The sequence below is a fragment of the Pseudomonas sp. BBP2017 genome (genome assembly GCF_003024385.1).
Classification (GTDB): domain Bacteria; phylum Pseudomonadota; class Gammaproteobacteria; order Pseudomonadales; family Pseudomonadaceae; genus Aquipseudomonas.
In genome coordinates, this window is sequence record NZ_PVZN01000003.1 from 127,656 (window position 1) to 153,559 (window position 25,904).

The window sequence follows — 25,904 nt, forward strand, 5'->3', positions numbered from 1 at the left end:
TAAAAAACTGAAACTTAGATCGCTTTGAGCGTACCTTTTGGCAGGGTCGCGGCAACGGCGCCCTTCTGGAACTTCAGTTCAACGTTGTCGGACACTTCCAGTACTACAAAGTCATCGGCAACTTTAACGATCTTGCCAGCGATACCGCCGTTGGTGACAACTTCATCACCTTTTTGCAGGTTGCTCAGCAGGTTTTTCTGCTCTTTGGCACGTTTGGCCTGTGGGCGCCAGATCATCAGGTAGAAGATGACCAGGAAACCGACCAGGAAAATCCACTCAAAACCGGTTCCGGCTGGGCCGGCGGCAGGGGCAGCGGCGTCCGCGTAAGCGGCAGGGATCAAAAAGCTCATTTAGCACTCCAGTTGCAAGTCAGTACTTGTTAGGGATCGACAGAACATCAGTCCAAGGGCGGCACAGGCAGCCCGCGCTTGGCGTAAAAGGCATCGACAAAGGCGGCCAATGTACCTTGTTGAATAGCCTCGCGTAAACCAGCCATCAAACGCTGGTAATGGCGCAAGTTATGGATCGTATTCAACATACTGCCCAACATTTCGCCGCACTTATCCAAGTGGTGCAGATAAGCACGGGAGAAGTTCTGGCAGGTGTAGCAGTCACAGGTCGGATCCAGTGGCGAATCATCGTGGCGATGGAACGCGTTACGGATTTTCAGCACGCCGGTATCGACAAACAGATGACCGTTGCGCGCGTTGCGCGTGGGCATCACGCAATCGAACATGTCGACGCCGCGGCGCACACCCTCAACGAGATCTTCCGGCTTGCCTACCCCCATAAGGTAACGAGGTTTGTCAGCCGGCATCTGGCCTGGCAGGTAATCCAGCACCTTGATCATTTCATGCTTGGGTTCGCCCACCGACAGACCACCAATGGCCAGGCCGTCGAAGCCGATCTTGTCCAGGCCTTCGAGCGAGCGCATGCGCAGGTCCTGGTGCATGCCGCCCTGAACGATACCGAACAGTGCCGCAGTGTTGTCGCCATGAGCGTTCTTCGAACGCTGGGCCCAGCGCAGCGAGAGCTCCATGGAGATGCGCGCGACGTCTTCATCGGCCGGATACGGGGTGCACTCGTCGAAGATCATCACCACGTCGGAACCCAGGTCGCGTTGCACCTGCATCGACTCTTCAGGGCCCATGAACACCTTGGAACCATCGACCGGCGAGGCGAAGGTCACGCCTTCTTCCTTGATCTTGCGCATGGCACCCAGACTGAACACCTGGAAGCCACCGGAGTCGGTAAGAATCGGGCCCTGCCACTTCATGAAATCGTGCAGGTCGCCGTGCGCCTTGATCACCTCGGTACCCGGGCGCAGCCACAGGTGGAAGGTGTTACCAAGGATCATTTGCGCGCCGATGGCCTCGATGTCACGCGGCAACATGCCCTTGACCGTGCCATAGGTGCCCACCGGCATGAACGCCGGGGTCTCGACCACACCACGGGGGAACGTCAGGCGGCCGCGACGGGCCTTGCCGTCGGTGGCCAGCAGTTCGAAGGACATACGACAGGTGCGACTCATGCTTGATCCTCGGGGCCGCGCGGCGCCGGATTGCGGGTGATGAACATGGCATCACCGTAACTGAAGAAACGGTATCCGTTTTCGACCGCCGCCGCGTAGGCAGCCATGGTCTCGGGGTAACCGGCGAAGGCCGAAACCAGCATCAGCAGCGTGGATTCAGGCAAGTGGAAGTTGGTGACCAAGGCATCGACCACATGGAATGGCCGGCCCGGGAAGATAAAGATGTCGGTATCGCCACTGAACGCCTTGAGCACGCCGTCACGGGCAGCGCTTTCCAGCGAACGCACGCTGGTGGTACCCACGGCGATCACCCGCCCGCCACGCGCACGGCAGGCAGCCACGGCGTCGACCACGTCCTGGCCGACCTCCAGCCACTCTTTATGCATGTGGTGGTCTTCGATGCGCTCGACCCGCACCGGCTGGAAGGTGCCAGCGCCGACGTGCAGGGTAACAAAAGCGGTTTCCACACCCTTGGCAGCGATGCTGGCCATCAGTTCTTCATCGAAATGCAGCCCGGCAGTCGGTGCAGCAACCGCACCGGCGCGCTCGGCATACACCGTCTGGTAGCGCTCGCGGTCGGTGCCTTCATCCGGACGGTCGATATAAGGCGGCAACGGCATATGCCCGACGCGCTCAAGCAGCGGCAGCACTTCTTCGGCAAAGCGCAGCTCGAACAGGGTGTCGTGACGGGCGACCATCTCGGCCTCGCCACCACCGTCGATGAGAATCTGCGTACCCGGCTTGGGCGACTTGCTGGAGCGCACATGGGCCAGTACCCGATGGCTGTCGAGCACGCGTTCAATGAGGATTTCCAGCTTGCCACCGCTAGCCTTCTGGCCAAACAGACGCGCCGGAATCACCCGGGTATTGTTGAACACCATCAGATCGCCCGGGCGCAGGTGCTCGAGCAGATCGGTGAACTGGCGATGAGCCAGTGCCCCGCTCGGCCCGTCCAGGGTCAACAGCCGGCTGCTATGGCGCTGCGCCAGCGGATGGCGAGCGATCAGGGAATCAGGGAGCTCAAAGGAAAAATCGGCGACGCGCATGATGGTGTTCGGTTCGACAGGGCCGCAAAGTTTAGCCGAAAAGACTAAAATTGACCATGAAACCTGATTGACCAACGGTAGTCACCTCTCTATACTTCGCCGCCACAAGCCCTGATGGCGGAATTGGTAGACGCGGCGGATTCAAAATCCGTTTTCGAAAGGAGTGGGAGTTCGAGTCTCCCTCGGGGCACCAAACACATGAAAAAGCCGACTGAAAAGTCGGCTTTTTTGTGGGCGCTATTCCGGTGAGAGCGGGCTTGCCCCGCGATCCGATGTGGCTGACAAACCGCCATCGCGGGGTAAGCCCGCCCCCAAATGGAAAGCAGAAAACAAAAACCCCCTGTTACATTCGTAACAGGGGGCTTTGGATTAAACCTTGAATGGATTAATCAGTGCAGCGCTAAAATTACTGCTGTTGTGGCAGCTTGTCGATCGGGCCGCAACCGCCAATAATTTTAGAAACGGAAACCGAAGGGTGGAACAGGTAGTCGTACGAGCAGTTCTTTGGCTGGTTGTAGACTTGACCAGTGCAACCCGAGAGCAGTGCAACGCCCGAAACTACAGCTACAGCAACCGATGCTTTCAACAGCTTTTTCATACAAAGTCCTTTAAATTATGAAGCACCGCCTTAATGGCGGAAGCGCGATTATACGGAAAGCAGGTAAAACTCTCCAGTCGGCTACGGCGCTCGCTTGCAGGCCATCTTGAACGATAAAAAGCCTTCACCCCGATGGCGCAATCGGAGTCAATCACGGCGCAATCGACAAACACGCCAATCGATATTCATGGGTAATGTGGCCTGGCCTTTTTTAGCCGTGCGTTCATCGTGATAACTGATCGACTAGAACAACTTGTGTGTTTCAGCCATGCAACTTCAAAGGTGTTCGAAGCGGAAGGAGAGATGTTCGCCTAACGCTCAGTCAGTACGCCCCAAGTTCAAACACCATATGCCGACCAGGCTCGGGCTTTAGCATTGACTGGATCTACTGGTAGTTCTGAGTGCTGGTCATTCCCACCAAAGCACGGGCAGCCGGCGCGGTCAGCTCAACAGCTCGGTGAAACCTGAGTTCAAACCACTGGCAGCTGGTGGGTCACGCAGTGAATACCGCCCCCACCCGCGGCAATGGCATCGATATTGAGCTGTACCACCTCACGGTCCGGGTACAGCTCCGTCAGCAGGTCGAAGGCCTTGGCATCAGCGGCCTTGTCGCCAAACTGCGGGGCAATCACCGCGCCGTTGATAACGAAGTAGTTGAGGTAGCCGGCGGCAAAGTCCGGGTTGTTCTTGCTGAACTTGCTGTTGCGCGGATTCAGCGGTGGCGACACGGTATGTACCTTGAGCTTGCGGCCATCGGCGTCTGTCGCGTTGTTGAGTATTGCCAGGTGCGCCTTGGTTACCTTGTGGTCGTAGGAATCGGAATCGGTATCGAGGTTGGCGATGATCACACCAGGTTCAACAAAGCGCGCATAGAAATCGACATGCGCATCGGTGATGTCCTTGCCCTTGATACCCGGTAGCCAGATGATCTTGCGCAACCCCAGACGCGCCTTCAGCTCTTCTTCAACTTCAGCCTTGCTCCAGTCGGGGTTGCGGTTGGCATTGATCCAGCAACTTTCGGTCATGATCGCGCTGCCGTGGCCATCCACTTCAATGCCGCCGCCCTCGCCCACCAGTTCACTACGCAGGTAGGTCGCCTCGGCGTTGTCAGCTAACAGCCGCGCCACACGGGCATCATAAGTGTGCTGTTGCTTGTTGCCCCAACCATTGAAGTTGAAGTCGACCGCGCCCAGATCACCCTGCTCGGTAATGACGAAGTTGGCACCAATGTCACGCATCCAGATGTCATCCAGTTCGGTGGTGACAAAAGTGGTGTTCTTGCTGCCGCACAGTTCTTCCGCCAGATCACGCTCGCTGGCACGGCAAAGCACAGTGACCGGCTGGTAACGGGCGATGGTGCTGGCGATCAGGCCGACGGCCTCCTGCACGTCGGCGGTAAAGTCTTCCCAGATGGCCTCCTGCGCGCCAAAAGAGACGAAAGCGCACTGCTGCTTGTCGCCCTCGTCAGGCATGAACCATTGTTTGCCGCCGGCCGCCAGCGACCGGGGTACGCTCAGACCAAACCCCATGGAGGCGACCAGACCCAAGCCGGCAGTCGCTGAAACCTGTTTTATGAACTCACGACGCGTTGGCATCTGTTTGACTCTCTTTCAATTCGTTTACGTGCGCCGTGCAATCAACTGCCCGGTGCGGCCTTGAACTTGGTCCACACGCGCATCCGCGCACGCATGTCGGACTGCGGAATATCCTTGCCGGTAACCAGGCGTTCGAAGGTGGCTTCTGGCGGGTAGATATCCGGGTTGTTGCGCATCTGTGGGTCGACATCCGGGCGCGCCTTGGCGTTGGAGGTCGGGTAACCGGTGAAATTGCTGATGGCCGCCATGTTCTCCGGACGCATGACGAAGTTGATGAAGGTATAGGCGTACTCCGGGTGTTTGGCATCCACCGGAATCGCCATGTTGTCCATCCACACCGTGGTGCCCTCCTTGGGGATACGGTACTGGAAGCTGACTTGCTTGCTGGCTGAGTCCGCCGTGCGCTGGGCCTGGGTCATGTCGCCGCTGTAACCGAGCGACAGGCACAGGTTGCCGTTGACCAGGTCGGTTACCGGTTGCGACTGGAACTTGCGGATGTACGGCCGAATCTTCAGCAACAGTTCGCTGGCGGCGGCCAGGTCTTCACGCTTGGCGCTGCGCGGATCGCGGCCCAGGTAGTTGAGGACCACGGCCAGCACTTCGTCCGGCGAATCGATCATCGAGATCCCGCAGTCCGCGAACCTGGCGGCAAGCTCAGGCTTGAACAGCAGATCCAGGCTCGCCACCGGAGCATCCGCCATACGCTGGCGGATCTGCTCGTCGTTGTAGGTCAGGCCGATGGTGCCCCAGGTATAGGGCACCGTGGCTTTGCTGGCGTGCGGGTAATGGCTGCGCAGCTGCTGCAAGCCCGGTTCGACATCAGCCAGCGCCTCAAGCTTCGCAGGATCCAGCGCCTGCAGGCTGCCGGCACGCATCAGGCGCTCGGCCACCGTATCGCCGGGGAAGATCAGGTCGTAGCCACTGCCACCGGTCATCAGCTTGGCTTCCAGCACTTCACTGCTATCCATGACGTCATAGATCACCTTGATCCCGGTTTCGGCGGTGAACCTGGACAGGGTGTCTTCGGCAAAGTAATCCGCCCAGTTGTACAGACGCAGGGTCTTGTCCTCGGCCTGCGCCGTGGTCAGGGTGGCCCCCAGCGCGAGGCCGAGGGTGAGCAGCAAATGCTTTTGGCTGATGTTCATGTCACACCCCTTGAGTCTTCCAGCATGCATTGACTTGACGGCCATCGAGCCCCAGCAGCGCGGCGTACATTTCCGGACGACGATCGCGGTAGATCCCCCAGGTCAGGCGCTCCTCGCGCATCGCTGCCAGGTCCAGCTGCTGCACCAGAACACCAGGCGTGCTGCGGTCGGCTTCGACCAGCAATTTGCCTTTATGGTTGCTGATGAAGGACGAGCCGTAGAAGGTCATCTGCAATTCGGGGTCTGTGGTTGCTGCCTCAAGCCCCACGCGGTTGGCGGCCACGACTGGCAGGATGTTTGCCGCTGCGTGACCGCGCATCGCCATCTGCCAGTGATCACGCGAATCCAGCTCGGTCGCGCCCGGCTCGGAGCCGATAGCGGTCGGGAACAGCAACACCTCGGCGCCCATCAGCGCCAGGCAGCGTGCGGTCTCGGGGAACCACTGGTCCCAGCAGATGCCCACACCGAGGCGCCCGAAGGCCGTATCCCAAACGCGGAAGCCGGTATCGCCAGGACTGAAGTACTCCTTCTCCTGATAGCCGATAGCGTTGGGGATATGAGTCTTGCGATACACACCCAGCAAACGGCCATCGGCGTCGGCCACACTCAGCGAGTTGAAGTAGGCATTGCCGGCCTTCTCGAACCAGCTCAACGGCAATACCACACCCAACTCCCGCGCCAGCGCGGCAAAGCGTTTGAGTACCTGGCTGTGTTGATACTCTTCGGCCAGTGCCAAATGTTTGTGATGCTGCTCAATGCAAAAGTACGGTGTGGCAAACAACTCCTGCAGCAGAATCACCTGAGCCCCTTGAGCGGCCGCTTCGCGTACCAGTTGCTCGGCCCGATCAAGGTTGTGCTGCAAGTTCCAGGTGCACGGCATCTGCGTGCTGGCGACGGTCAGTAGCGTCATGGCATCACCCTTTCACTGGCCAGGCGGGCTGCTGTTGGGTGATGCAATGCACACCGCCGCCGCCGTGGGCCAGGTTGTTGATCTGCACCGGCACCACTTCGCGCCCCGGGAACGCCTTGGCCAATACTTCTGCAGCTACCTGGTCGGCCTCAATGCCGTAGGCCGGCATAATGATCGCGCCATTGGCGATGTAGAAGTTGGTGTAGGAGGCGCAGAACACCTCGGCATCGACATCCACCGCCTCGCTGGCTTCATACAGTTCAAGCATTTCAAAACGCCGGCCTTGAGCATCGGTGGCCAGTTCCAGCGCCCGACGGTTCTCTCGCGCAACCTTGGCATACACCAAGTTCTGGTCATGGGTCGCATCAACCAGCAAGACGCCGGGACGGGCAAAGGCGCAGACGCCATCGACGTGGCCGTCGGTCATATCGCCGGTGACGTAGTCCGGATCGCCTGGCAGCCAGATGGTTTTCTTCACGCCGAGAAAACGGGTGAAAATTTCCTCGATCTCGGCCTTGGTCATTCCCGGATTACGGTTGGGATTGAGCAACACCGATTCGGTGGTGATCAGGGTACCCTCGCCGTCAACATGAATGGCGCCGCCTTCATTGCTCAAGGCCGTGCCAAAGCAGTCCAGGCCGAGCTGGTTGAGCACGCGCCGCGCCAGGCTTTCGTCGAGGTCATGCGCCGACTTGCCGCCCCAGGCGTTGAAGCGCCAGCTGACACCGGCCAGCCCTTGCTGCGGATGGCAGATAAAGCTCGGGCCGGAGTCGCGGCACCAGCTGTCGTTGACCGCCAGCTCGATCAGCTCGATGTTCGCTCCGCACAGATCGCTGGCACTGGCTCGGGCGGAAGGATCCACCACCATCTTCACCGGTTCGAAGCGGGCAATGGCATTGGCAACACGGGCAAAGTCCACCTGAACCTGCTCCAGGGTCACGCCCCAGCCGGACTCCCACAACGCCTGGTTGTGAGGCCAGACCATCCAGGTCGCTGCATGGTTCACCCACTCTGCGGGCATGAACCAACCACTGCTCAGATCGCCATTGCGCTGCATGCTTCTCACCTTTCAGTTAAGGGATATTTATTACTGAAAACCGCTGCTGCGGTGATTAACACAATGCTATGGCTTCATAATTGCGCGAACAAACGATAGATTTAGCCGACAACTGATCAGTAGAGCTTATCAATGCTAAAGCACTGGCCTCCCTTGAATGCGCTGCGCGGCTTTGAAGCTGCCGCGCGCCTGGGCAGCTTTCACAAAGCCGCCGAAGAGCTGCACCTGACCCAATCGGCGATCAGCCAGCAGATACGTAGCCTGGAGACTTTCCTCGAGCAGCCGCTGTTCTTTCGCAACGGCCGCAGCGTCAGCCTGACCGACGCCGGTTACGACCTGCAAAGCACCACCCAGGCGATGCTGCAGCAGTTGTCGGTCGGCATCCGGCGTCTGGAGCAGTACCGCAAACCCAATCAACTGGTGGTCAACACCACCCCGGCGTTCGCCCGGCACTGGTTGCTGCCACGGCTAGGGGATTTCCATCGCCAGCATCCCGAGGTGGATCTGTGGTTGTTCACCAGCTTCGATCCGCCGGACATGGCCACGCAAACCATCGACCTGAGCCTGCGCGATGACCTCAGCGCCCAGGCCGAGTGCAGTCACCAGACCCTGTTCCGCGACCGTCTGTATCCGGCCTGCCATCCTGATTTGCTCAAGTTGCCCGCAGCGCAGCGCACCACCTTGCATGGCGAACGGGAAATGGACTGGAGTCATTGGGTGGTTGAGGGCGGTGAGGATGTAGGTCAGCGCAGCAACGGCTTGAACTTCTCTGACCCTGGGTTACTGCTTGATGCGGCGTGTGCTGGCCATGGCATTGCGCTGGTCAGCCAGTTGCTTGCCACGCAGGCGTGTACGCAAGGGCTGTTACAGCCGTTGTGTGCGCAAACGGTGCGCGGGCCCGACTGGAGTTGTTTGATACATCGGGACAGTGAGAAGAGCCCGTTGACGCGGAGTTTCAGTACTTGGTTGCAGGCTAGTCTGGCGGCTGAAGGCGTTGATTGACTCAGACGGTGCCACGGGCTTTCGCCATATATCCAACTGCCCTGATGAGTTCTTCACGATCACCACCAGCTAACACTTGGGTAAGGTACTCATGATCGCCTCATCGCTGTCCAGCAATGTTGCCATATCGAATGTGCTGAGTGTCAGGCTCATGATCAATTGTCCTTGACCAGTATTCTAGCCAGTTGAATATCGTCGGGTGCGAAGATTTTTCTCACGATGCCACTGCCTAATATGGTGGTGCGCGCATCCGTTTCGCTATTTCGTGTAGTCCATTTCCCAAGCATAATCCCCGGGCACTTCAGCTGTTGCACCTGCCTCGGTAGCTGCCTAGTCTTGGCCGGTCGTTGCTCATTCAACGACCCGTTTTGACAGACCGCTATTGATACAGCCGCACTGCTTTATGGCAGCTATGCGTGGGGCCACTCGTGTGTGCCGGTTCCTGTATCACCGGTCTTTCAACCCACATACATCTGCCACCCTCCTGTTTGACAGCGGGTTTGTAGCGGCTCCACTGATACAGGAGTTGACCATGCTAAAAATCTTCCCCGATCCCCCGCTTCTCCCCACCGACTCTCCTTATTGTCTTGTAGACGCCTTGGTCTATGCCTCCGAGCATCTGACCTGTGCCCTGGCCGTAACCCAGCAGGCGGTGCTGCTGCACCCTGACCTGCACGAGCAAGCGCTGGTACGCGCTGCAGTGCATGAGATTGAGACGGCACGCAGCCGTGTTGAGCAGGCGCTGGTCTGCGTTCAAATGCAAAACTGATTGCGAGCGCTTCGCGCATTTTCTAGGCGAGATGGCCAAGGTGATTGTCGATGATGTGAACCTGGGTGGCGATTGCATCTGCGCTGGTCGCCAGGCAGTGTAGGATTCCAGTCCCCCTCCTGCTTGAGCGAGCCACTTTATGCAGCTGACCCATCGCCCCGTCCAGGCCACGGACATCGCCACTATCTGCTGTTTCCCCCAAGGGCCGGACGAACTGTTCTACATGTTCCCCAAGGCCCAATACCCGCTGACTCCGGCACAACTGAGCGACGCCATCGCTCAGCGTCAAGGCTCGACGGTGGTCGAGGGCGACGGCACGGTGCTGGCGTTTGCCAACTTCTACAAGGCTGAGCACGGCGGTGTCTGCGCCCTTGGCAATGTGGTGGTAGCTCCCGCGGCCCGTGGCCATGGGGTGGCACGCTATCTGGTGCAAAGCATGATTGAGCTGGCCCGCTGCCAGTACGATGCCCGCGAAGTCTGGGTGTCCTGCTTCAACAACAACACCGCGGGGTTGTTGCTGTATCCACAGCTGGGTTTTACCCCCTTCGTCATTGAAGAACGCCAGGGACCGGGCAATACCCGGGTGGCGTTGGTACAGATGAAGCAAGCGTTGCGGTGAATCGATGCAGCGTGATGCGCAGTGTGGGGAATTGATTGGCTAATGCAGGAGCCAGGTTGCGCGGTGCCTGCATCGCAGGTAATGCCAGCTCCCACACTCAATCACCAGCGCAGCCAACGAGGCCCGAGCAAAACACCTATCAGGGTCGCAATGGCCATACCCAGCACATACCAGACACCCCAGAACGGCACCTCCATCTCCGGGCAATGCAGGCAGTAAGCCAATGTCGCCGTGGAACTGGCCAACAGGCCGGCCACGCCACCGGCCAGACGCAAGCGTGTCGGGGCAAGCTCCCGCATCACCCGCAACAGCGCGAAGAATCCCGGTATCGACAACAAGACAATATTGAACGGACAGGTGCGCCAGGTACGGCCAAAGATCAGGCCCAATTGCTGATCCTCCGGTACCCCGCTCAGCACCAGCAGCGTCGCCGCCCAGACGCCGAGCACCGGCATCGCAATGCCGCCCCAGCGTACGCCGACGTCAAGGCCGGGGCGCGCCAGGCGGATGAACACCAGCAGCGCCGCAACCAACAGCGTTGCCGGCAAAGCAAGTTTGGCCCAGAACAACGGGGTCGTTGCCACCGCAACAATGTCGGCACGCACGCCGAACACCACCACCGTCAGCAGGCACGCGCCCACAACGGCGACCAGCATGGCGAGACTCAGGCGACGCGCGAACTGCCGCCGGTCAATCGGCTCGATGCCAGTTGCAAGCAGGGAAATCAAGTCGTCAGTTTTCATCAGGTACCTCTAATCAACGCTGCGAGTGCCTTGAGCCCCCGATGTATGCCGACCTTAACCGCTGAACCGGACAGCCCGGTCAGCTCGGCGGTTTCCTCGACCGACAAGCCTTCAAGCTTGACGTGTACGATCGGCAAACGCTGTTTGTCCGGCAGCTGCTGCAGCAGTTTTCCCAGGTCGCGCTGGGCTTGAGCCGGCTCTTGCTGCTCTTGGGCAAACAATTCATCGCTGTCGTCCAGTGGATCGTTCAAGGCCTGCCGACGGCCCTGGCCACGCAAATGGTCAGCCAGTTTATAGCGAGCAATAGCCTGCACCCAGGCGGTCAATGGCTGTTCGCGCTGATAGCTGTGACGGGCGTTATGCACCGCCAGGAGCACCTCCTGGAGCAGGTCCTCCAAGTCATCCGGGCGAGCATGCAGGCGTTTGCGCAAAAAGCTGCGCAGGTGTCCGCTCAGTTGCTGCAGAAACTGTCGATACGCCTGCGCATCGCCGTCCAGTCCCGACACCAGCAAGCCTTGCAGCGCCGCCTCACGCGCGCGCAACAGTTCACTCTGAGTAGTTCGATCCATCCAGGGCTCTGGTTACAGGGGGCAAAAGAAATTGTCCGCAAGCCGGACAATGGTGCTAGGAACCATAGCGGTTTTAGCTACCTGGAGAAATGACTCGAAAAAATTATCCAGCGCTGTAACCGATCGGCAAACCCCGACGAACTACTTCACGAGCCGCAAGCAAAGATGCTCGGCCACCCCACCTTTTGGGAGTATGTCGTCATGAAAACTTTCGCCGCTACCGCTGCCGCCCTCGCTTTCGCATCGATCGCCGGGACTGCCATTGCTGCTTCCTCCACCGATACCCCGGCGCCTGCCATGGAGAAATGCTACGGCGTGGCCATGGCCGGTAAAAACGACTGTAAAGCCGGAGCCGGCACCAGCTGCGCCGGGACTTCAAAAATGGACTATCAGGCCGACGCCTGGAAAAACGTGCCTGCCGGTACCTGCACGTCGATCAAGACGCCCAACGGCATGGGCTCATTGACGCCAAAACAGCCCTGATCCATAGCCACCCGCATAGGGCGAAGCGACCATGAACAGTTTCTCTGCACCACCCCTCGACGTCCACCTGGGCGCGGGTCTCGGGCTCAAGGCTGAGCATTACGAACACGCCAATGCCTGTGATGCCCCCGGGTTGTGGTTTGAGGTTCATCCGGAGAACTACATGGTCGCAGGCCCCAGGCTGAGCTGGCTGGACGCCATCGCCGAGCGCCATCCACTGTCCTTGCATGGTGTGTCAATGTCACTGGCCGCTGATCAACTGCCTGACGCTGAGCACCTGTATCGACTCAGGGCCCTGACCAACCGGGTACAACCACAGCTGCTTTCGGAACACCTGGCCTGGTCCGCCTGGCAAGGCCAGTACCACCCTGACCTGCTGCCTTTCCCACGTAGCCAGGCTGCACTGTTACGCATTGCCGAAAACATTCATTACGCCCAGGACATCCTTGCCCGTCCGCTGGCGATCGAAAACCCCAGCCACTACGTGCATCTGGAGGGGCACGACTTCAGTGAGATCGACTTTCTCACCGAGCTTGCCCAACGCACCGGCTGCAGTTTGTTGCTGGACGTCAACAATGTTCACGTCAGCGCCCACAACATGGGCTTCGAGGCCCGCGCCTATCTGGATGCATTTCCGGCGCACCTGATCAGCGAAATACACCTGGCCGGATTCAGCCAGGACGCCAACAGTGACCTATTGATCGACTCCCATGACACGCCCATCGCCGCTGAGGTCTGGGCACTGTATCGGCATCTGATACAGCGGACCGGACCGCGCCCGACGTTGATTGAGCGCGATGATCAAATTCCACCGTTCGAAGCGTTGCTGGGTGAGCGCTACACTGCCCAGCGTCTGCTCGATTGCCTCGGTACCCGGCCATGAGCAGCTCATCACTAGGCGCATTCCAGTCGGCCTTCACCGCGGCATTGTATGGCCAGCCGGGCTCGGCCGAACGGTTGCCGCTGAGCCAACAGGCCGGTTTCACGGTGTATCGCAACACGGTATTCAAAGGTTGTGTCGATGCCTTACAGGCCAACTTCCCGACCGTCGAACGCCTGGTCGGCACCGATTGGTTTCGTGCCGCAGCAGCCATTCATGTAATGCAATCGCCACCCCACGACGCTCGTTTGATCCTTTACGGTGACCAGTTTGCAAGGTTCCTCGAACAATTCGAGCCCGCGCAAAGCCTGCCTTATCTGGCGGATGTGGCACGCGCTGATCGTTTGTGGATAGAGGTCCACATCGCTCCTGAAGACCGTGCTCTGGACCTGGTAGCGATGACTGGCATCAGCCCTGCACACCTCGGCCAGCAACACTTGCGACCGCGCCTCGACGTGCGCTGGCAGTGGTTCAGCGGGCAGCCGATCTACAGCATCTGGCACTGCAACCGCCAGGGATCGGCATTGCCCGAACCGCTGGTCTGGAAGGGTGAAGGCTTGCTGTTACGCCGTCAGTGCGGTCAGGTGCGGTGGCAACTGTTAAGCGAAGCCGAATGTGTCTTTCTTGACGCCTGTGCTGCGGGCCAATCACTGGAGGAGGCCACCAACGCCGTACTGACCTTCGATTCGTCGATTGACTTCACTACTCTGCTCAGCCGCTTGCTCGCGGCCGGAGTATTTGCTTGAACAGCCAAGGGCCTGCGCGGCCTTGATTGGAGCATGCCATGCACTCACTCAGTAATACCCCTCACCAACACCCCGCCCCTGTCAGCACACGCTGGTCGCGCTGCGCCGAGCAGTTGCAAGGCTTGATCAGTGATTCGCTGTTATCGCTGGTTGCACGCCTGGGCATTGCCTCGATCTTCTTTCTCTCCGGGCGAACCAAGGTCGAAGGACTGTTGAGCATCACCCCCAGTACTTATGAGCTGTTTCGTACCGAGTACATGCTACCTGTGCTGTCGCCCTGGCTGGCAGCTCACCTGGCCACCTATGCCGAGCACCTGTTTCCGTTGTTGCTGGCGCTCGGCCTGTTCACCCGTTTTGCCGGCTTGGCGCTACTGGGCATGACCCTGGTCATCCAGGTGTTCGTTTACCCCGATGCCTGGCCTACCCATTTGAGCTGGGCGGGCTTGTTACTGGTGGTGGTCGGTCGCGGTGGCGGACGCTGGTCGCTGGACCGTTACCTGGGCATCCGCTAGGCCCGCACGAAACGCTGCCTGAGCAAATCACTCAAGGCATCCACCAACAACACCAGCACCAGCATGGAAATAATCACCGTGCTGGCCTGCGCTTCCTGGAACAGGCTCAAGGTGGTGTAGAGCATCTGCCCCAGACCACCGGCGCCGACAAAGCCAAGCACGCTGGCCATGCGGATGTTGTTTTCCCAGCGGTACAGGCTGTACGCCAACAACTGCGGCCAGAGATTGGGCAAAGTACCGAAGCAAAACGCTGCCACCTGACTACCGCCCTGCAGGCGGATGGCCGCAGCCGGTTCTGGCGGGGTATTTTCCAATGCTTCGGCAAACAGCCGACCAAGCACACCGGTCGTGTGCAAGGCCAACGCCAGGGTTCCGGCATTCGGCCCCAGCCCCGCCGCCAGCACGGTCAGCGCCGCCCAGACCAACTCCGGTATTGCCCGCAGGGCATTGAGCAGTAAACGCGCAGCCCCCTGCAGCGGCCAACCGAAACGCCCGGCCGCCGGCAAGGCTATCAACAGGCCAAGCATGACCGCGAGTAAAGTGCCCAGGCCGGACATGGCCAGGGTTTCCAAGGCGCCCTTGCCCACCGCGCGCATATGTTCAGCGCTCAGGTCAGGGCTGAGGAAGCGCGCCGCATAAGCGCCCATCTGCCCTAACCCACCATTACCGAACAGCGCCTGCAAGTCGAGACTCAAGTAGGCAAACGAACCCAGCACCGCCGCCATCAAGGCGAGAATCAGCGTGGCATTGATCAGTTGCCTCATGCCAACCTCCCGCGTAACAACCGGCTCAGTTGATCTGCAAGCCATACCAGCACCAGGAAGGCCAGCAACATGCTCGCCACCTCGGCGCCCGCGAACATGCGCAGCGACAAATCAATCTGCTGTCCCAGCCCGCCCGCGCCGACAAAGCCCATCACCACCGATGCACGGATCGCGCACTCCCAGCGATAGACCGTATAAGACACCAGCTCCGCTGCCGCATCCGGCAGGATGCCGTAGAAGAAGGCGCCCAGGCGACTACTGCCGGCCTGCAACAGCGCGTGGGCGGGACGCTGGTTGATCGATTCGAAGATCTCTGCGTAAACCTTGCCGAGCATGCCGCTGTAGGTGATGGCGATGGCTAGCACACCGGCGGTCGGCCCCAGGCCTACCGCGCGGACAAAAAGCAGTGCCCAGACGATTTCCGGCACGCTACGCAGGAAGATCAGCAACCCGCGTACCGGCAAACGCACCGTGCGCGACCAGAACCCCAGGCGACCCGCGCGCGAGGCGGCGCCCAGGGACAGCGCCCGGCTGGCAAGCAGGCTGGCCGGTATCGCTAACAACAAGGCCAGGGTCATGCCTGCCGTAGCCATCGCCAGGGTTTGTAAAATCGCTTCCCATAACAGGGCGAGAAACTCGCGATCATGCGCAGGCGGCCAGAAACCGCTGACGAAATTGCCCATCTGGCGACGATTTTCAGCCTCCAGCAGCACACCGGGATTGAGCTCGCTCACATGGATGCCGGGCCACAGCAAGGCAATGGCCAGCAGCGTCAGCAGCAGCCTGGGCAGCGCTGCCGGGTCGCGTTTGTCAGCCGTCAGCATCGCGGGATCTGCAGGTTCAGCGTCGGCACAGGCAGCGGTGGCGAGCCCAGGTGCTCGTTGGCATAGAGCGCATCGAGCATCTCGCTGGAAACCTCAGTAGCCGGGCGATCGAATGCCACCTGCCCTTCGCGGATACCGACCACCCGCGGAAAATGCGTCAGCGCCAGATCCACCGCATGCAAGCTGGCGACCAGAGTAATACCTCGCTCGCTGGCATGCTGATTGAGGGTTTTCAGGCTGTGCTCGGCCAGCACCGGGTCCATGGCCGAGACCGGCTCGTCGGCGAGCAGAATTTCCGACTGCTGGTACAGCGCCCTGGCGATGCCGACCCGCTGCAATTGTCCGCCAGACAGCTGCCCGCACTGGGCGAAGAGCTTGTCGGCCATGCCCAGCCTGGCCAGCACTGCACGCACGCCCGGGACATCCGAGGGGTGCAACAGATTGAGCAGCCCGCGCAGGGTGCTCCACTGCCCCAGACGCCCGGCCAGTACTGCAGTCACCACCCGCTGCCGCGGTGGCAGCGGCGGCGCCTGATGGATCAGAGCGATCCGCGCACGCAGACGCTGGCGCGCACGCGCCGACAGCCGCCACGGCGCTTCACCGAACAACTCAACGCTGCCGGTGGTTGGCGCCATGGCGCTGGCGATCAGTTGCAGCAAGCTGGACTTGCCGGCGCCCGAAGGGCCAATGATCGCCACCCGCTCGCCAACTTCTACGCGCAGGTTGATCGCGTGCAATGCCTGAACCTGACCATGACGCAGACTCGTACCGTTGAGCTTGATTGTCACTTGAGCAACTCAGCAGCGCGCGCAGCCTCCTCAATGCCCTTGTAGTTGTCCGGGCTGGTTTCGATGAAGCGGCTGGCGGCTTGCAGGTCGAGGATCGCCTTGTCCGCTGGCTTGGCCGGATCGAGGGCCAGGAAGGCCTGTTTGATCTTCTCTTTCAACGCAGGATCGAGGCTACCGCGCACGGTCCAGTTGTAGTCGTAGTAGCTCGGGGTGGTGGCGAATACCTTGACCTTGCTGGTGTCGACCTTGCCCGAGGCCACCAGTTTGTCCCAGACACTGGCGTTGAGCACACCCGCATCGACCTTACCGGCCTGCACCCAGGCGGCGGTGGCGTCGTGGGCGCCGGAATAGGCAACCCGGCTGAAGTAGCTCTCGGGTTTGATCTTGTCATCCTTGAGCATGAAGTAGCGCGGCATCAGGCTACCGGAAGTGGACGAGATCGAACCGAAGGCAAAGGTCTTGCCCTTGAGGTCGGCCAGGCTCTTGACCTCGGGATTGGCGGTGATGAACTTGCTGGTGAACTTGGCGTCCTGCTCACGCTGTACCAAAGGCGTCGCGGTCGGGCTCTTCAGGTGTACCTGAACGAAGGTAAAACCGCCCAGCCAGGCCATGTCCAGACGGTCGGTGGCCAGCGCCTCGACCACTGCCGGGTAGTCCGCGACCGGCACGAACTCAACCTTCATGCCCAGCCTCTGCTCCAGGTATTGGCCCAGTGGCTTGAACTTGCGCAGCAGTTCAGTCGGTGCCTCGTCAGGGATGGCACTGACCTTCAGGGTATCGGCCGCCTGGGCCAAAAGGGACGAGCAAGACAGCACGAGGCCGGCGAACAGCGCCAGGGGACGTTTGAGCATGAGGGATTCTCCGGTTCAATAGCGGGGAAAGAGCCAGCATCAGGCTGGCCCCGGAATTATAAGAGGCATCGGCGCAAAGACCAGCTTTGCTACAATCGGGCCTCACGATTTTTCGAGGTGCGTATGAGCGAGCCGATTCGTCTGACCCAGTACAGCCACGGCGCCGGTTGCGGCTGCAAGATCTCTCCGAAGATGCTTGAGGTGATTCTCGCCGAAAGCGGCACCCAGGCCCTGGACCCTAACCTGTGGGTCGGTAATGCCTCGCGCGATGACGCGGCAGTCTACGCCCTTGATGACGAGCGCGGTGTGGTCTCGACCACTGACTTCTTCATGCCGATTGTCGATGACCCGTACGACTTCGGCCGCATCGCCGCCACCAACGCCATCAGCGATATCTACGCAATGGGGGGGGACCCGTTGATGGCCATCGCCATTCTCGGCTGGCCGATCAATCTCCTGGCCCCGGAAGTGGCCCGCGAAGTGATTCGCGGCGGTCGCGCGGTGTGCGCCGAGGCCGGTATTCCACTGGCTGGCGGTCACTCCATCGATGCCCCCGAGCCGATCTTTGGCCTGGCGGTGACCGGCGTGGTGCAAAAGCGCCACATGAAGCGCAACGATACCGCTACTCAAGGCTGCCGCCTGTACCTGACCAAGCCCCTGGGCATCGGCATCCTCACCACTGCCGAGAAAAAATCCAAATTGCGCGAGCAGGACAAGGGCCTGGCCCGCGACTGGATGTGCACCCTCAACACCCCCGGCAGCCGCTTCGGCAAGCTGGCAGGCGTCAAAGCGATGACCGATGTTACCGGCTTTGGCTTGCTCGGCCACCTGGTGGAACTGGCTGACGGTAGCGGCTTGAGTGCGTGCCTGAACTACAGCGCCGTACCGCGCCTGCCGAGCGTCGAGCACTACCTGGCCGAAGGCTGTGTACCGGGCGGTACGCTGCGCAACTTCGACAGCTACGGCGAGAAAATCGCCCCGCTGAGCGATGAACAGAAGCACCTGTTGTGCGACCCGCAAACCAGTGGTGGTCTGCTGGTGGCAGTGACACCTGAAGGCGAAGCAGAGTTTCTGGCGGTCGCCGTCGAGCTGGGCCTGACCCTGGCGCCGATTGGCGAGCTGGTCGAGCGACAGCGCCATGCGGTTGAGGTGCTGTAATGCGTGACGACACCACCGACTACCGCCAGCTGTTCCTGAACGATGTTGCAATGATGGACATGCGCGCCCCGATCGAGTTTACCAAGGGCGCCTTTCCCCATGTGATCAACCTGCCGCTGATGACCGACCTTGAGCGGCAGAAGGTGGGAACCTGCTACAAACAGCAGGGCCAGCAGGCTGCCATTGCCCTCGGCCATCAACTGGTCAGCGGCCAGACCAAAGATCAGCGCATTGCCGCCTGGGCGGCCTTCGCCCGGGCCAACCCTGAGGGTTATCTCTACTGTTTTCGCGGCGGCCTGCGCTCGCAGATCGTCCAGCAGTGGCTCAAGGATGAAGCCGGCATTCACTACCCCAAGGTAATCGGTGGCTACAAAGCCATGCGTAATTTCCTGCTTGAAACCACCCAGCAAGCGGTGACCGAATGCGACTTCGTACTGATCGGCGGCCTTACCGGCACCGGAAAAACCGAAGTGCTGCAGGTGCTGGATAACGCGGTAGACCTGGAAGGCCACGCCAACCATCGTGGCTCCAGTTTCGGCAAACGCGCCACGGGGCAGCCGGCACAAATCGACTTCGAAAACCGCTTGGCCATCGATGTGCTGAAAAAGCGTGCTCAGGGTATCGATCAGTTCGTACTGGAAGACGAAGGCCGTATCGTCGGCAGTTGCTCGCTGCCACTGGAACTGTACCAGGGCATGCAGCACTACCCGCTGGTGTGGCTGGAAGACAGTTTCGACAACCGTGTCGAACGCATCTTGGGCGACTACGTGATCAACCTGTGTGCCGAGTTCGTTGCCCTGCACGGTGGCGAACAAGGCTTCAAGCTGTTCGCAGAACGCCTGCAGCAAAGCATGGGCAACATCCTCAAGCGCCTGGGCGGTGAACGTTACCAGCGTCTTTCAGCGCTGCTGCAACAAGCGCTGGAAGAACAGCAGCGCAGCGGTGCGGTCGATCTGCACCGCGCCTGGATCAGCGGCCTGCTCAGCGAATACTACGACCCGATGTACGCCTTCCATCGCGACAGCAAGGCTGAGCGCATCGAGTTTTCCGGCAATCAGGTCGAAGTGCGTGAATACTTGCGGGCCCGCGCTGCACGGCATCGATAACCTGGCTTATGAAGGCTCGATCAGCTTGAGCAATTCATCTGCACGCGCCTTGGTCATGTCCAGCACACAACCTGCGCCATTGAGCTGATCGATGGTGCCGCCGGTGAGGCTGTAGTACAGCTTGCAATTGGCGTCGCGGTATTTGATCCACAAACGTTGGGCGTCAAGCAATTTGGCCTGCTGAGCCGGTTCAAGCGCAGCCTTGGCCTTCTTGTAAGCGCTGTTGAGGCGAGCGTCCTGACGCTTGATCTCGGCACCGTTGCAGTTGTTCATGTCCAGAGTGGTTTGAGCGGTTTGCATGCATTGGCTATAGGCGGGCGAATCGTTTTGGGCGACGGCGAAGGGTGCAATGGCGGTTATCAGCGTGACCAGCAGCAGAGGATGCTTCATTGTGGAAACTCCTTGTAAGGGGCGCTCAGAATGCAGGGCGCAAGCATCTCCGACAATAGGACCCCGCAGGTAGAACCTGTAGGAGCGGCCTGATCGTGCTGGGCATGCTGGTGGTGCAATGGGGACTTCGACGTCGACTAGATAGTGTTGCGGTCAAGCGGTTGAACAGGATGCGGCGGCTCCAGAGCCCGATCAATCTTGAACCTGAGGCTGGGGGCCTGAATGGCGAAACTGATCACCAAGCCCAGTACCACGACCAGGCTGCCATCCAGCCAGTGCCAGCCAGGCACTGGCACGCCCTGACGTGCCTGACGACACCACCAGGCTTGTCCCAGGCAAAAGCCGAAGATCGACAGCAGCCAGATATAGAACCCTGGAGCAAAGTGGGTCAGGTTGACGAAGTTGTAGCTGCGGTTGTCGGGCATCCGCTCGATCCCCAAGCTGGTCAACGCCAGGTACAGCGCGCCGAACCCCAGCACCAACGATACCCAGCGCCAACGACGGTGCAAAAGAATCGCCAATCCCAGCAAAGGGTTTGCAAACCAGCCAAACATGCCGAACACCAGGCCCCAAGGACCATACAACAACGCTTGCAACGCGTGCAGGCGCCCGTCGCCCGTCATGTACATGGCGTTGAAACACAGGCTCGCCAAAAACAGCACCAGTGTGATTGAGACGTAGCGGCTAGCGATCATCAATGATCACAGAGATATGCGTGAGGGTGCGACACGGGTAGAACGCCTGTCCTGTCCGAAGAGCCGCACAGTCTACCCCAAGCGTGCCAGGTGCTGCCCGTGAGGACAGCGGCCTGACGTGTTCAACTTTCAGGCGACTTCTGCCCCCTCATCTGGCCAGATCGGCTCGTTGGCTTCCAGCGGTGGCAAGCCATAGGCTGCCCGAGCGGCGTCGCAACTCGGGTTGGGCTGACCATCGACCCAGGCCGCCTCGAACTCGCGGCAAGGGCTGGAACGCTGTTCATAAATGCTGCAACTGACACCTTTACCGATCTCGCCCTCAAGACTGATACAACGGCAGGGTTTGCTGTCGGTGCCGATCATCGCCACCCGGGTAGGGTTGATCTGCACCACCAGATCGTCGGGCACCAAGCCTCCCGCCGATGTGCACTCACCCCAGAAAAAAGACACACGGAAAAACCCGCAGCAGGCGCCGCAGTTCAAACAAGGATTATGTTCGGACATGATGAGGAAACGGGGGGCAAGTTTATCGTTATTGGGAGAAAACCCGCCGCCATTCTATGCTTCGCCAGCGCTTTGAGAAGGGGGGAGATGCAGAAATATATTGCGTCTGACGGGCGGTTGGTTTCGCGCAGGATGAGCGTTGCTCGCTCGAAAATCTGAAATAACGAAAATTCCCACGAGTTTTAGGATGCGTCTTACATCAATTCCTTTGCTGCCTTGGTAGCGTGCGCTGAAATTTGAGCTTGCCCAAGCTATGCCGTGGGCCCACGGCAGCTGTCGATACCCGTGCCTATGGTCGGCCGCCACTGACCGGTCAGTTTCCAGCGCTTGGCCCGCGCCATCCTGACGTGAGCGGGCGAGCGCTGAATTACACCTCGCGCTTGCTGTGTGATGGTTGGCTTTACGTTTGGGAAAGCACGCCCCCCAAGCTGGTGGAGTATCAGGTCGAATCGGCGCAACTCACCCAAACCTCACGTGCAGGGCGGGTGATTGATACCCGGACCCAACCCCACCTGCGGCTCAGGGCCGGGGTGCCTGCCGGTTTGGTGTGGTCGCCGGTGCGTTGGGGTGAGCCGCAATATCAGGCCGCCAAACAAGACCCCGCTGTGCGTCAGCGCATCATGCGTACTTTTGTGCCGGGTGTGGCGCCGCTCAGTGGCCAGATTGACGCGATCAAAAAGGGCGGTGTGTATTCAAAATGAGCGACAGCTACAAACATACCCTGGCGCGGATAAAACAGGCGAACAAGGAGGCAGGTGGTAAGAATTACTTAGGCGGTAGTGATGTTGCAATGCTGATAATCGAGCCAATGCTCTACCCCCAGGAGCGAATCCAGGAATTCACCCACAGCATTGCCAAACGCCGTTCCCGCAACCGCTGGCCCAGCCTTGTTTCTGAGCGATTGAAAGCCAATGGCCCCACCACCCGCCTTGTCGATCTGGAATGTGAAAAAGGGGAAGGAACAGAGTGAAAAGCAGTGATATGGAAAACTCAAGCTCGATGTCCGATGCCCAGACTCCACCCGACTATCACCGGTGCCTGCCCGTCGAGCTTCACAGCCAGGCGGATGCCTTCATCCACTATCTGCATGAGCTACCCAATAGATCACCGGTCAAGTGTCCGGAGTGCGACCATCCACGCTTCAGGCTGGATACCCAGCCAAACCTGCGCCTGCCCTTCTACCGCTGCGTCGCGTGCAATAAAGGCTTTAACTGCCTGACGAAGCACCCCTTTTCGAACTATGGGCATATGCACCTGTGGTCGACCTATGGTCATTACTTGCTAGCGGGTTGGCCGACGCCCGCTATTGCCAAAGCCATGGGTATTTCCCCCTCTACCACGTGGCGCTGGATCAAGCCCTGCCGTGCGGTGATGGCCAAAGAGTTTCCAGCGCTGTACCACTGGTGGTCTGCGCGACAAGATCGCACCAGCCTGGAACCACCCGCGCATATTGCCGCTCAAGCCCAGGCGTTCCTGGGTCGGTTAGAGCACTTGCTGACCACTCGGCAGGCTGTCTGTCCGAAGTGTGGTTCGCCTGATATGCAGCGAATTGATCAACGACGCCCTAATTTCCGCTGTCCTGGCTGTTGGACCAAGGTGAGCTTAATTAAAGGCACGTTGCTGTGCCGATTGGGCTATCCAGAACACTGGCTGGGCTTTGCCCAGGGGCTGATCAATGGCGAGAGCATCGTTGACTTGCAGCGACGCACCGGACTCTGCGGGGCTGCCTGTAAGCGCTGGCAGGTGCGCTTTATGCAGATTATTGAGCAGCAGGGGCACGCCGAGCTTGCTCGTTGGATTACCTGGCTACGCAGTCGCCGGGTCAAAGAGGTGAGTGATTTTGTGCGTGACGGCGGACAGCTGGAGGTTGTCAGCGGATCTCGTTACTCCGCCGGATCGAAACGAGCTTCTAAGATTCCACCCAATCGCCACCGCAAGTGAAACGCAGTTTGTTAAAGCCTTTCAACAAGCGCCTTTACTGCAGCCAGGCCCACTCCCACAGAATGCAGGAGCGGGCTTGCCCCGCGATTTTTACTTCTGAACCTTACCCACACCATCGGCGCGGAACATCTGCCGGATGCCCCGCACGGCCTGGCGAATACGGTCCTGGTTCTCAATCAAGGCAAAGCGCACATGATCGTCGCCGTAGTCACCAAAGCCGATGCCCGGCGACACGCACACCTTGGCCTCGGCCAGCAGCTTCTTGGCGAACTCCAGTGAACCCAAGTGGGCGTACTCTTCGGGAATTTTCGCCCAGACGTACATCGATGCCTTGGGGTTTTCGACCATCCAGCCCAGTTCGTGCAGGCCCTTGACCAGCACGTTGCGACGCTGGCGATACTGCTCGGCAATATCCCGCACGCATTGCTGATCACCTTCCAGGGCGGCAATCGCCGCCACCTGCAGTGGGGTGAAGGTGCCGTAGTCGTGATAGCTCTTGATCCGCGCCAGGGCGCTGACCAGCTCCGGGTTTCCGACCATGAAACCGATACGCCAGCCGGCCATGTTGTAGCTCTTGGACAGGGTGAAAAACTCCACCGCGATGTCCTTGGCACCTGGCACTTGCATGATCGACGGCGCTTTCCAACCGTCATAAACGATATCGGCGTAGGCCAGGTCGTGAATCACCAGCACATCGTACTGCTTGGCCAGCGCTACCACCCGTTCGAAGAAGTCCAGCTCGACGCACTGCGCGGTCGGGTTGGAGGGAAAGCCGAGAATCATCATCTTCGGCTTGGGGATCGACTCGCGAATCGCCCGTTCCAGCTCGTTGAAGAAGTCCACGCCCGGCACCAACGGCACCGAACGCACCTGGGCACCGGCAATCACTGCGCCGTAGATATGGATCGGGTAGCTGGGATTGGGCACCAGCACCGTGTCGCCATGGTCCAGGGTGGCGAGCATCAGGTGAGCCAGGCCCTCCTTGGAGCCGATAGTGACAATGGCTTCGCTTTCCGGGTCGATCTCGACCTCGTAGCGCTCTTTGTACCAGCGCGAGATGGCCCGGCGCAGGCGTGGAATGCCGCGGGATGTCGAGTAGCCGTGGGTGTCTTCACGCTGGGCGACCTGCACCAGTTTTTCGACGATGTGCGGCGGCGTGGCCCCGTCAGGGTTGCCCATGCTCAGGTCGATGATGTCCTCGCCACGACGGCGTGCGGCCATCTTTAGCTCGGCGGTGATGTTGAAGACGTAAGGGGGGAGACGATCAATGCGCGCAAAGCGGCGCGGCGAACCTTGGTCAGCCATGGCTTCCTCGAAGACGTAAGCGCCCGGAACCGTCCGAGCGACGTTGGCCACTGTGGTGGCCAGTGCCAACAATAGAGCCTGGGGGGTATGGCTGTCCAGTCGGCGAAGGAAAACAAACGTGGGCCTACACCACTGACAGCGCAGGCCCAACACCTTGGCGTGCTCCGTTATGGGTCAGCGTATCTCTTTATACGCCGATGCCCCCCATGCAACCGGGGTCGCCAGGGCACTGTCGGGTTGAAAGGTCGCGCCTTTGACACTAGAGAACGCTGCCCCCTTGTCGCCAAGACTGACCAGGCGCTCATCCTTCCTGGACTCGGTCAGCAGCGTGTAGGAATGTTTGCGCATTGCCTGGTACTTGCCATCGTCCCGATTCAGCACCTCATGGCAACTCTTCAAGTCTTGCTCACTGAGTTTGAGCATCTTGTCCAATTTTACCCCCCAGCGGGTCAGGCAGACTTCGGCAAGGTGCCGGACAATCAAACCTGGTTCAGCGAGCACTTTGCCACCTGCCGCACCATCCACCGAAGCATTACCCACCAGCGTCGCATGGCGGCCCGGCATCGGATAAACATGGCAACGTGTGCGGGCATGCGTTTTCGGAATCACGCAGGAAAAGCCCTTGGAGCGCTCATCACGGGAGAAGAAGCCCACATATTGCTTCACGTTTTCGCCCAACTGCACGCGATGGCTATCAAAATTGCCGATTCCTGGCACTGGGTCGATGGCAAAAATATTGACCGGAAGCTTTTTCAACTCGCTATCAGCAAGCAAGGCATTGGCCAGCATGTGACAGCTGACACCGCCACGGCTCCACCCCACCAGATTGATCTGCGTGGGAATGATGCCATCCTTGCGAAACTGTTTGATGATCTGCTCCTGGAGCATCTGAGGAGTGATCTTGCGATCTCCGTAGCTGTAGGTGCGCCAGAACCAGGAGGCCGTTGCAGTCGAGCTGGGAATAGGTACACCGGCAGCTTTCAAACGCTGGTACTCATCTTCGCTCAATTCCTTGCGCTGCCAGTTGCTGCGGCCCTTGATGATCTGCAGGGCATGCTGGACGTTCTCTTCCCAGCCTTTGCCGAACAAGGTCTGGTTCCAGTTGTAATAGCCACCAGGCTCAACGAACAGCTCATCGGCTTGCAGGTTGCCACTGCCGGGCCCGTCAACGGCAATCCAATGGGCGTATTCCTTGCCCAGATCATTGGCGGCCAGGGTCGAGACCAGCTCGCCATTCCAGAAATTCGGGTTGGCAACATCGAAACGATGCGAACCGGTTCCGCAGAAATAAACGGTCAGTACACTCATGTGATTTTCCTCCGTGGATGAGTATTGGCGCACTCTATTCACGGAGCCTGTGCAGCAGCAGAGGG

The 25,904-nt window shown here is 59.7% G+C and carries 31 protein-coding genes, 1 tRNA gene and 1 pseudogene; 13 read left to right on the forward strand and 20 right to left on the reverse strand.

The window, feature by feature from the left end; translation table 11 throughout:
* Window positions 1–14 precede the first annotated feature (14 nt).
* The 3 genes from yajC to queA are packed head-to-tail and all read right to left on the reverse strand — an operon-like array spanning window position 15 to window position 2,577.
* Window positions 15–350, reverse strand: a complete 336-nt coding sequence (gene yajC / locus C6382_RS06085; protein ID WP_010223473.1) for a preprotein translocase subunit YajC — start codon at window positions 348–350, stop codon at window positions 15–17.
* Between the two features lie 47 nt (window positions 351–397).
* Complete coding sequence (gene tgt, locus C6382_RS06090) at window positions 398–1,513, reverse strand: tRNA guanosine(34) transglycosylase Tgt (RefSeq protein WP_178082753.1); 1,116 nt, start codon at window positions 1,511–1,513, stop codon at window positions 398–400.
* Between the two features lie 14 nt (window positions 1,514–1,527).
* A complete protein-coding gene (queA, locus tag C6382_RS06095; RefSeq protein ID WP_107023635.1) occupies window positions 1,528–2,577 on the reverse strand; it encodes a tRNA preQ1(34) S-adenosylmethionine ribosyltransferase-isomerase QueA in 1,050 nt (349 codons plus the stop codon).
* Between the two features lie 108 nt (window positions 2,578–2,685).
* On the opposite strand from queA, the gene C6382_RS06100 reads away from it, so the two are divergent.
* Window positions 2,686–2,770, forward strand: a tRNA-Leu gene (locus tag C6382_RS06100).
* Between the two features lie 213 nt (window positions 2,771–2,983).
* On the opposite strand, the gene C6382_RS06105 is transcribed toward C6382_RS06100, so the two are convergent.
* From C6382_RS06105 to C6382_RS06125, 5 genes are all read right to left on the reverse strand, one after another.
* Window positions 2,984–3,175: a DUF4223 family protein gene (locus C6382_RS06105; protein WP_075226586.1), complete on the reverse strand. Its 192-nt coding sequence runs from the start codon at window positions 3,173–3,175 to the stop codon at window positions 2,984–2,986.
* 470 nt (window positions 3,176–3,645) lie between these two features.
* Window positions 3,646–4,770: an agmatine/peptidylarginine deiminase gene (locus C6382_RS06110; RefSeq protein ID WP_107023636.1), complete on the reverse strand. Its 1,125-nt coding sequence runs from the start codon at window positions 4,768–4,770 to the stop codon at window positions 3,646–3,648.
* Window positions 4,771–4,811: 41 nt separating this feature from the next.
* Window positions 4,812–5,915 carry an extracellular solute-binding protein gene (locus C6382_RS06115; RefSeq protein ID WP_107023637.1) on the reverse strand — a complete coding sequence of 368 codons (1,104 nt, stop codon included), beginning with the start codon at window positions 5,913–5,915 and terminating at the stop codon, window positions 4,812–4,814.
* Window position 5,916: 1 nt separating this feature from the next.
* Window positions 5,917–6,825, reverse strand: coding sequence for an N-carbamoylputrescine amidase (aguB, locus tag C6382_RS06120; RefSeq protein ID WP_107023638.1), 909 nt, complete (start codon window positions 6,823–6,825; stop codon window positions 5,917–5,919).
* A 4-nt stretch (window positions 6,826–6,829) separates the two neighbouring features.
* Complete coding sequence (locus C6382_RS06125) at window positions 6,830–7,882, reverse strand: agmatine/peptidylarginine deiminase (RefSeq protein ID WP_107023639.1); 1,053 nt, start codon at window positions 7,880–7,882, stop codon at window positions 6,830–6,832.
* Window positions 7,883–8,014: 132 nt separating this feature from the next.
* Between C6382_RS06125 and C6382_RS06130 the strand changes: the two genes are divergently transcribed.
* Window positions 8,015–8,884, forward strand: coding sequence for a LysR substrate-binding domain-containing protein (locus C6382_RS06130; protein ID WP_107023640.1), 870 nt, complete (start codon window positions 8,015–8,017; stop codon window positions 8,882–8,884).
* A 10-nt stretch (window positions 8,885–8,894) separates the two neighbouring features.
* Here the strand turns inward: C6382_RS06130 and C6382_RS24305 are convergent.
* Window positions 8,895–9,037: pseudogene (locus C6382_RS24305) on the reverse strand (DNA-binding protein); the annotation flags it as partial.
* A 379-nt stretch (window positions 9,038–9,416) separates the two neighbouring features.
* Between C6382_RS24305 and C6382_RS06140 the strand changes: the two are divergent.
* Both C6382_RS06140 and C6382_RS06145 read left to right on the forward strand, forming a co-directional pair.
* Window positions 9,417–9,653, forward strand: coding sequence for a hypothetical protein (locus C6382_RS06140; RefSeq protein WP_107023641.1), 237 nt, complete (start codon window positions 9,417–9,419; stop codon window positions 9,651–9,653).
* A gap of 139 nt (window positions 9,654–9,792) precedes the next feature.
* A complete protein-coding gene (locus C6382_RS06145) occupies window positions 9,793–10,272 on the forward strand; it encodes a GNAT family N-acetyltransferase (RefSeq protein WP_107023642.1) in 480 nt (159 codons plus the stop codon).
* A gap of 101 nt (window positions 10,273–10,373) precedes the next feature.
* Here the strand turns inward: C6382_RS06145 and C6382_RS06150 are convergent, their stop codons facing one another.
* Complete coding sequence (locus C6382_RS06150) at window positions 10,374–11,015, reverse strand: DUF1109 domain-containing protein (protein ID WP_107023643.1); 642 nt, start codon at window positions 11,013–11,015, stop codon at window positions 10,374–10,376.
* Window positions 11,015–11,584: a sigma-70 family RNA polymerase sigma factor gene (locus tag C6382_RS06155; RefSeq protein ID WP_107023644.1), complete on the reverse strand. Its 570-nt coding sequence runs from the start codon at window positions 11,582–11,584 to the stop codon at window positions 11,015–11,017. Before C6382_RS06155 ends, C6382_RS06150 begins: the two co-directional genes overlap by 1 nt.
* 201 nt (window positions 11,585–11,785) lie before the next feature.
* Here C6382_RS06155 and C6382_RS06160 point away from each other — a divergent pair, with 201 nt between their 5' ends.
* Genes C6382_RS06160 through C6382_RS06175 form a run of 4 tightly spaced genes read left to right on the forward strand, consistent with a single transcriptional unit; the run spans window position 11,786 to window position 14,205 of the window.
* Complete coding sequence (locus tag C6382_RS06160) at window positions 11,786–12,067, forward strand: DUF2282 domain-containing protein (RefSeq protein WP_107023810.1); 282 nt, start codon at window positions 11,786–11,788, stop codon at window positions 12,065–12,067.
* A 31-nt stretch (window positions 12,068–12,098) separates the two neighbouring features.
* The gene (locus C6382_RS06165; protein WP_107023645.1) at window positions 12,099–12,950 is read left to right on the forward strand and encodes a DUF692 domain-containing protein; all 852 of its coding nucleotides are present in this window, start codon (window positions 12,099–12,101) and stop codon (window positions 12,948–12,950) included.
* On the forward strand, window positions 12,947–13,693 hold the full coding sequence (locus C6382_RS06170) for a DNA-binding domain-containing protein (RefSeq protein WP_107023646.1): 747 nt from the start codon (window positions 12,947–12,949) through the stop codon (window positions 13,691–13,693). The genes C6382_RS06165 and C6382_RS06170 overlap by 4 nt, the downstream gene beginning before the upstream one ends.
* 38 nt (window positions 13,694–13,731) lie before the next feature.
* Entirely contained in the window at window positions 13,732–14,205 is a 474-nt protein-coding gene (locus tag C6382_RS06175; protein ID WP_107023647.1) for a DoxX family protein, read from the forward strand.
* On the opposite strand, the gene phnE is transcribed toward C6382_RS06175, so the two are convergent.
* Genes phnE through C6382_RS06195 form a run of 4 tightly spaced genes read right to left on the reverse strand, consistent with a single transcriptional unit; the run spans window position 14,202 to window position 17,432 of the window.
* Window positions 14,202–14,969 carry a phosphonate ABC transporter, permease protein PhnE gene (gene phnE / locus C6382_RS06180; protein WP_107023648.1) on the reverse strand — a complete coding sequence of 256 codons (768 nt, stop codon included), beginning with the start codon at window positions 14,967–14,969 and terminating at the stop codon, window positions 14,202–14,204. The genes C6382_RS06175 and phnE overlap by 4 nt on opposite strands.
* Complete coding sequence (locus C6382_RS06185) at window positions 14,966–15,793, reverse strand: ABC transporter permease (protein ID WP_107023649.1); 828 nt, start codon at window positions 15,791–15,793, stop codon at window positions 14,966–14,968. The genes phnE and C6382_RS06185 overlap by 4 nt, the downstream gene beginning before the upstream one ends.
* Window positions 15,787–16,581: a phosphonate ABC transporter ATP-binding protein gene (locus tag C6382_RS06190; protein WP_107023650.1), complete on the reverse strand. Its 795-nt coding sequence runs from the start codon at window positions 16,579–16,581 to the stop codon at window positions 15,787–15,789. The genes C6382_RS06185 and C6382_RS06190 overlap by 7 nt, the downstream gene beginning before the upstream one ends.
* Window positions 16,578–17,432, reverse strand: coding sequence for a putative selenate ABC transporter substrate-binding protein (locus C6382_RS06195; RefSeq protein WP_107023651.1), 855 nt, complete (start codon window positions 17,430–17,432; stop codon window positions 16,578–16,580). The genes C6382_RS06190 and C6382_RS06195 overlap by 4 nt, the downstream gene beginning before the upstream one ends.
* 123 nt (window positions 17,433–17,555) lie before the next feature.
* On the opposite strand from C6382_RS06195, the gene selD reads away from it, so the two are divergent.
* The gene (gene selD / locus C6382_RS06200; protein ID WP_107023652.1) at window positions 17,556–18,590 is read left to right on the forward strand and encodes a selenide, water dikinase SelD; all 1,035 of its coding nucleotides are present in this window, start codon (window positions 17,556–17,558) and stop codon (window positions 18,588–18,590) included.
* Window positions 18,590–19,696 carry a tRNA 2-selenouridine(34) synthase MnmH gene (gene mnmH / locus C6382_RS06205; RefSeq protein WP_107023653.1) on the forward strand — a complete coding sequence of 369 codons (1,107 nt, stop codon included), beginning with the start codon at window positions 18,590–18,592 and terminating at the stop codon, window positions 19,694–19,696. Before selD ends, mnmH begins: the two co-directional genes overlap by 1 nt.
* Window positions 19,697–19,702: 6 nt before the next feature.
* Here mnmH and C6382_RS06210 read toward each other — a convergent pair whose 3' ends face one another.
* The 3 genes from C6382_RS06210 to C6382_RS06220 all read right to left on the reverse strand — a co-directional run bounded on the left by C6382_RS06210 (window position 19,703) and on the right by C6382_RS06220 (window position 21,285).
* A complete protein-coding gene (locus C6382_RS06210; RefSeq protein ID WP_107023654.1) occupies window positions 19,703–20,086 on the reverse strand; it encodes a lysozyme inhibitor LprI family protein in 384 nt (127 codons plus the stop codon).
* Window positions 20,087–20,223: 137 nt separating this feature from the next.
* A complete protein-coding gene (locus C6382_RS06215) occupies window positions 20,224–20,781 on the reverse strand; it encodes a hypothetical protein (protein WP_371919571.1) in 558 nt (185 codons plus the stop codon).
* A 129-nt stretch (window positions 20,782–20,910) separates the two neighbouring features.
* Window positions 20,911–21,285: a YkgJ family cysteine cluster protein gene (locus C6382_RS06220; protein ID WP_107023655.1), complete on the reverse strand. Its 375-nt coding sequence runs from the start codon at window positions 21,283–21,285 to the stop codon at window positions 20,911–20,913.
* 242 nt (window positions 21,286–21,527) lie between these two features.
* Between C6382_RS06220 and C6382_RS23860 the strand changes: the two genes are divergently transcribed.
* From C6382_RS23860 to C6382_RS06235, 3 genes are read left to right on the forward strand one after another with little or no spacing between them, the layout of a single operon-like run.
* Window positions 21,528–21,986, forward strand: coding sequence for a toxin VasX (locus C6382_RS23860; protein ID WP_146146893.1), 459 nt, complete (start codon window positions 21,528–21,530; stop codon window positions 21,984–21,986).
* Complete coding sequence (locus C6382_RS06230) at window positions 21,983–22,255, forward strand: hypothetical protein (RefSeq protein ID WP_107023657.1); 273 nt, start codon at window positions 21,983–21,985, stop codon at window positions 22,253–22,255. The genes C6382_RS23860 and C6382_RS06230 overlap by 4 nt, the downstream gene beginning before the upstream one ends.
* The gene (locus tag C6382_RS06235) at window positions 22,252–23,226 is read left to right on the forward strand and encodes a helix-turn-helix domain-containing protein (RefSeq protein ID WP_146146894.1); all 975 of its coding nucleotides are present in this window, start codon (window positions 22,252–22,254) and stop codon (window positions 23,224–23,226) included. Before C6382_RS06230 ends, C6382_RS06235 begins: the two co-directional genes overlap by 4 nt.
* 90 nt (window positions 23,227–23,316) lie before the next feature.
* Here C6382_RS06235 and alaC read toward each other — a convergent pair whose 3' ends face one another.
* Together alaC and C6382_RS06245 are read right to left on the reverse strand one after the other, a co-directional pair.
* Window positions 23,317–24,531: an alanine transaminase gene (gene alaC, locus C6382_RS06240; RefSeq protein WP_107023812.1), complete on the reverse strand. Its 1,215-nt coding sequence runs from the start codon at window positions 24,529–24,531 to the stop codon at window positions 23,317–23,319.
* 174 nt (window positions 24,532–24,705) lie between these two features.
* Window positions 24,706–25,839, reverse strand: coding sequence for a hypothetical protein (locus C6382_RS06245; RefSeq protein WP_107023659.1), 1,134 nt, complete (start codon window positions 25,837–25,839; stop codon window positions 24,706–24,708).
* Window positions 25,840–25,904: the final 65 nt, after the last annotated feature.

Bases quoted from the DNA above. Each gene is read 5' to 3' on its own strand.
- C6382_RS06150 (WP_107023643.1), bottom strand. From the start codon at position 11,015: ATGAAAACTGACGACTTGATTTCCCTGCTTGCAACTGGCATCGAGCCG.
- C6382_RS06185 (WP_107023649.1), bottom strand. From the start codon at position 15,793: ATGCTGACGGCTGACAAACGCGACCCGGCAGCGCTGCCCAGGCTGCTG.
- phnE (WP_107023648.1), bottom strand. From the start codon at position 14,969: ATGAGGCAACTGATCAATGCCACGCTGATTCTCGCCTTGATGGCGGCG.
- C6382_RS06140 (WP_107023641.1), top strand. From the start codon at position 9,417: ATGCTAAAAATCTTCCCCGATCCCCCGCTTCTCCCCACCGACTCTCCT.
- C6382_RS06160 (WP_107023810.1), top strand. From the start codon at position 11,786: ATGAAAACTTTCGCCGCTACCGCTGCCGCCCTCGCTTTCGCATCGATC.
- C6382_RS06145 (WP_107023642.1), top strand. From the start codon at position 9,793: ATGCAGCTGACCCATCGCCCCGTCCAGGCCACGGACATCGCCACTATC.
- mnmH (WP_107023653.1), top strand. From the start codon at position 18,590: ATGCGTGACGACACCACCGACTACCGCCAGCTGTTCCTGAACGATGTT.
- C6382_RS06230 (WP_107023657.1), top strand. From the start codon at position 21,983: ATGAGCGACAGCTACAAACATACCCTGGCGCGGATAAAACAGGCGAAC.
- C6382_RS06210 (WP_107023654.1), bottom strand. From the start codon at position 20,086: ATGAAGCATCCTCTGCTGCTGGTCACGCTGATAACCGCCATTGCACCC.
- C6382_RS06195 (WP_107023651.1), bottom strand. From the start codon at position 17,432: ATGCTCAAACGTCCCCTGGCGCTGTTCGCCGGCCTCGTGCTGTCTTGC.
- C6382_RS06220 (WP_107023655.1), bottom strand. From the start codon at position 21,285: ATGTCCGAACATAATCCTTGTTTGAACTGCGGCGCCTGCTGCGGGTTT.
- aguB (WP_107023638.1), bottom strand. From the start codon at position 6,825: ATGACGCTACTGACCGTCGCCAGCACGCAGATGCCGTGCACCTGGAAC.
- C6382_RS06130 (WP_107023640.1), top strand. From the start codon at position 8,015: ATGCTAAAGCACTGGCCTCCCTTGAATGCGCTGCGCGGCTTTGAAGCT.
- tgt (WP_178082753.1), bottom strand. From the start codon at position 1,513: ATGTCCTTCGAACTGCTGGCCACCGACGGCAAGGCCCGTCGCGGCCGC.
- yajC (WP_010223473.1), bottom strand. From the start codon at position 350: ATGAGCTTTTTGATCCCTGCCGCTTACGCGGACGCCGCTGCCCCTGCC.
- C6382_RS06170 (WP_107023646.1), top strand. From the start codon at position 12,947: ATGAGCAGCTCATCACTAGGCGCATTCCAGTCGGCCTTCACCGCGGCA.
- C6382_RS06215 (WP_371919571.1), bottom strand. From the start codon at position 20,781: ATGATCGCTAGCCGCTACGTCTCAATCACACTGGTGCTGTTTTTGGCG.
- selD (WP_107023652.1), top strand. From the start codon at position 17,556: ATGAGCGAGCCGATTCGTCTGACCCAGTACAGCCACGGCGCCGGTTGC.
- queA (WP_107023635.1), bottom strand. From the start codon at position 2,577: ATGCGCGTCGCCGATTTTTCCTTTGAGCTCCCTGATTCCCTGATCGCT.
- alaC (WP_107023812.1), bottom strand. From the start codon at position 24,531: ATGGCTGACCAAGGTTCGCCGCGCCGCTTTGCGCGCATTGATCGTCTC.
- C6382_RS06175 (WP_107023647.1), top strand. From the start codon at position 13,732: ATGCACTCACTCAGTAATACCCCTCACCAACACCCCGCCCCTGTCAGC.
- C6382_RS06115 (WP_107023637.1), bottom strand. From the start codon at position 5,915: ATGAACATCAGCCAAAAGCATTTGCTGCTCACCCTCGGCCTCGCGCTG.
- C6382_RS06155 (WP_107023644.1), bottom strand. From the start codon at position 11,584: ATGGATCGAACTACTCAGAGTGAACTGTTGCGCGCGCGTGAGGCGGCG.
- C6382_RS06245 (WP_107023659.1), bottom strand. From the start codon at position 25,839: ATGAGTGTACTGACCGTTTATTTCTGCGGAACCGGTTCGCATCGTTTC.
- C6382_RS06125 (WP_107023639.1), bottom strand. From the start codon at position 7,882: ATGCAGCGCAATGGCGATCTGAGCAGTGGTTGGTTCATGCCCGCAGAG.
- C6382_RS06165 (WP_107023645.1), top strand. From the start codon at position 12,099: ATGAACAGTTTCTCTGCACCACCCCTCGACGTCCACCTGGGCGCGGGT.
- C6382_RS06110 (WP_107023636.1), bottom strand. From the start codon at position 4,770: ATGCCAACGCGTCGTGAGTTCATAAAACAGGTTTCAGCGACTGCCGGC.
- C6382_RS06105 (WP_075226586.1), bottom strand. From the start codon at position 3,175: ATGAAAAAGCTGTTGAAAGCATCGGTTGCTGTAGCTGTAGTTTCGGGC.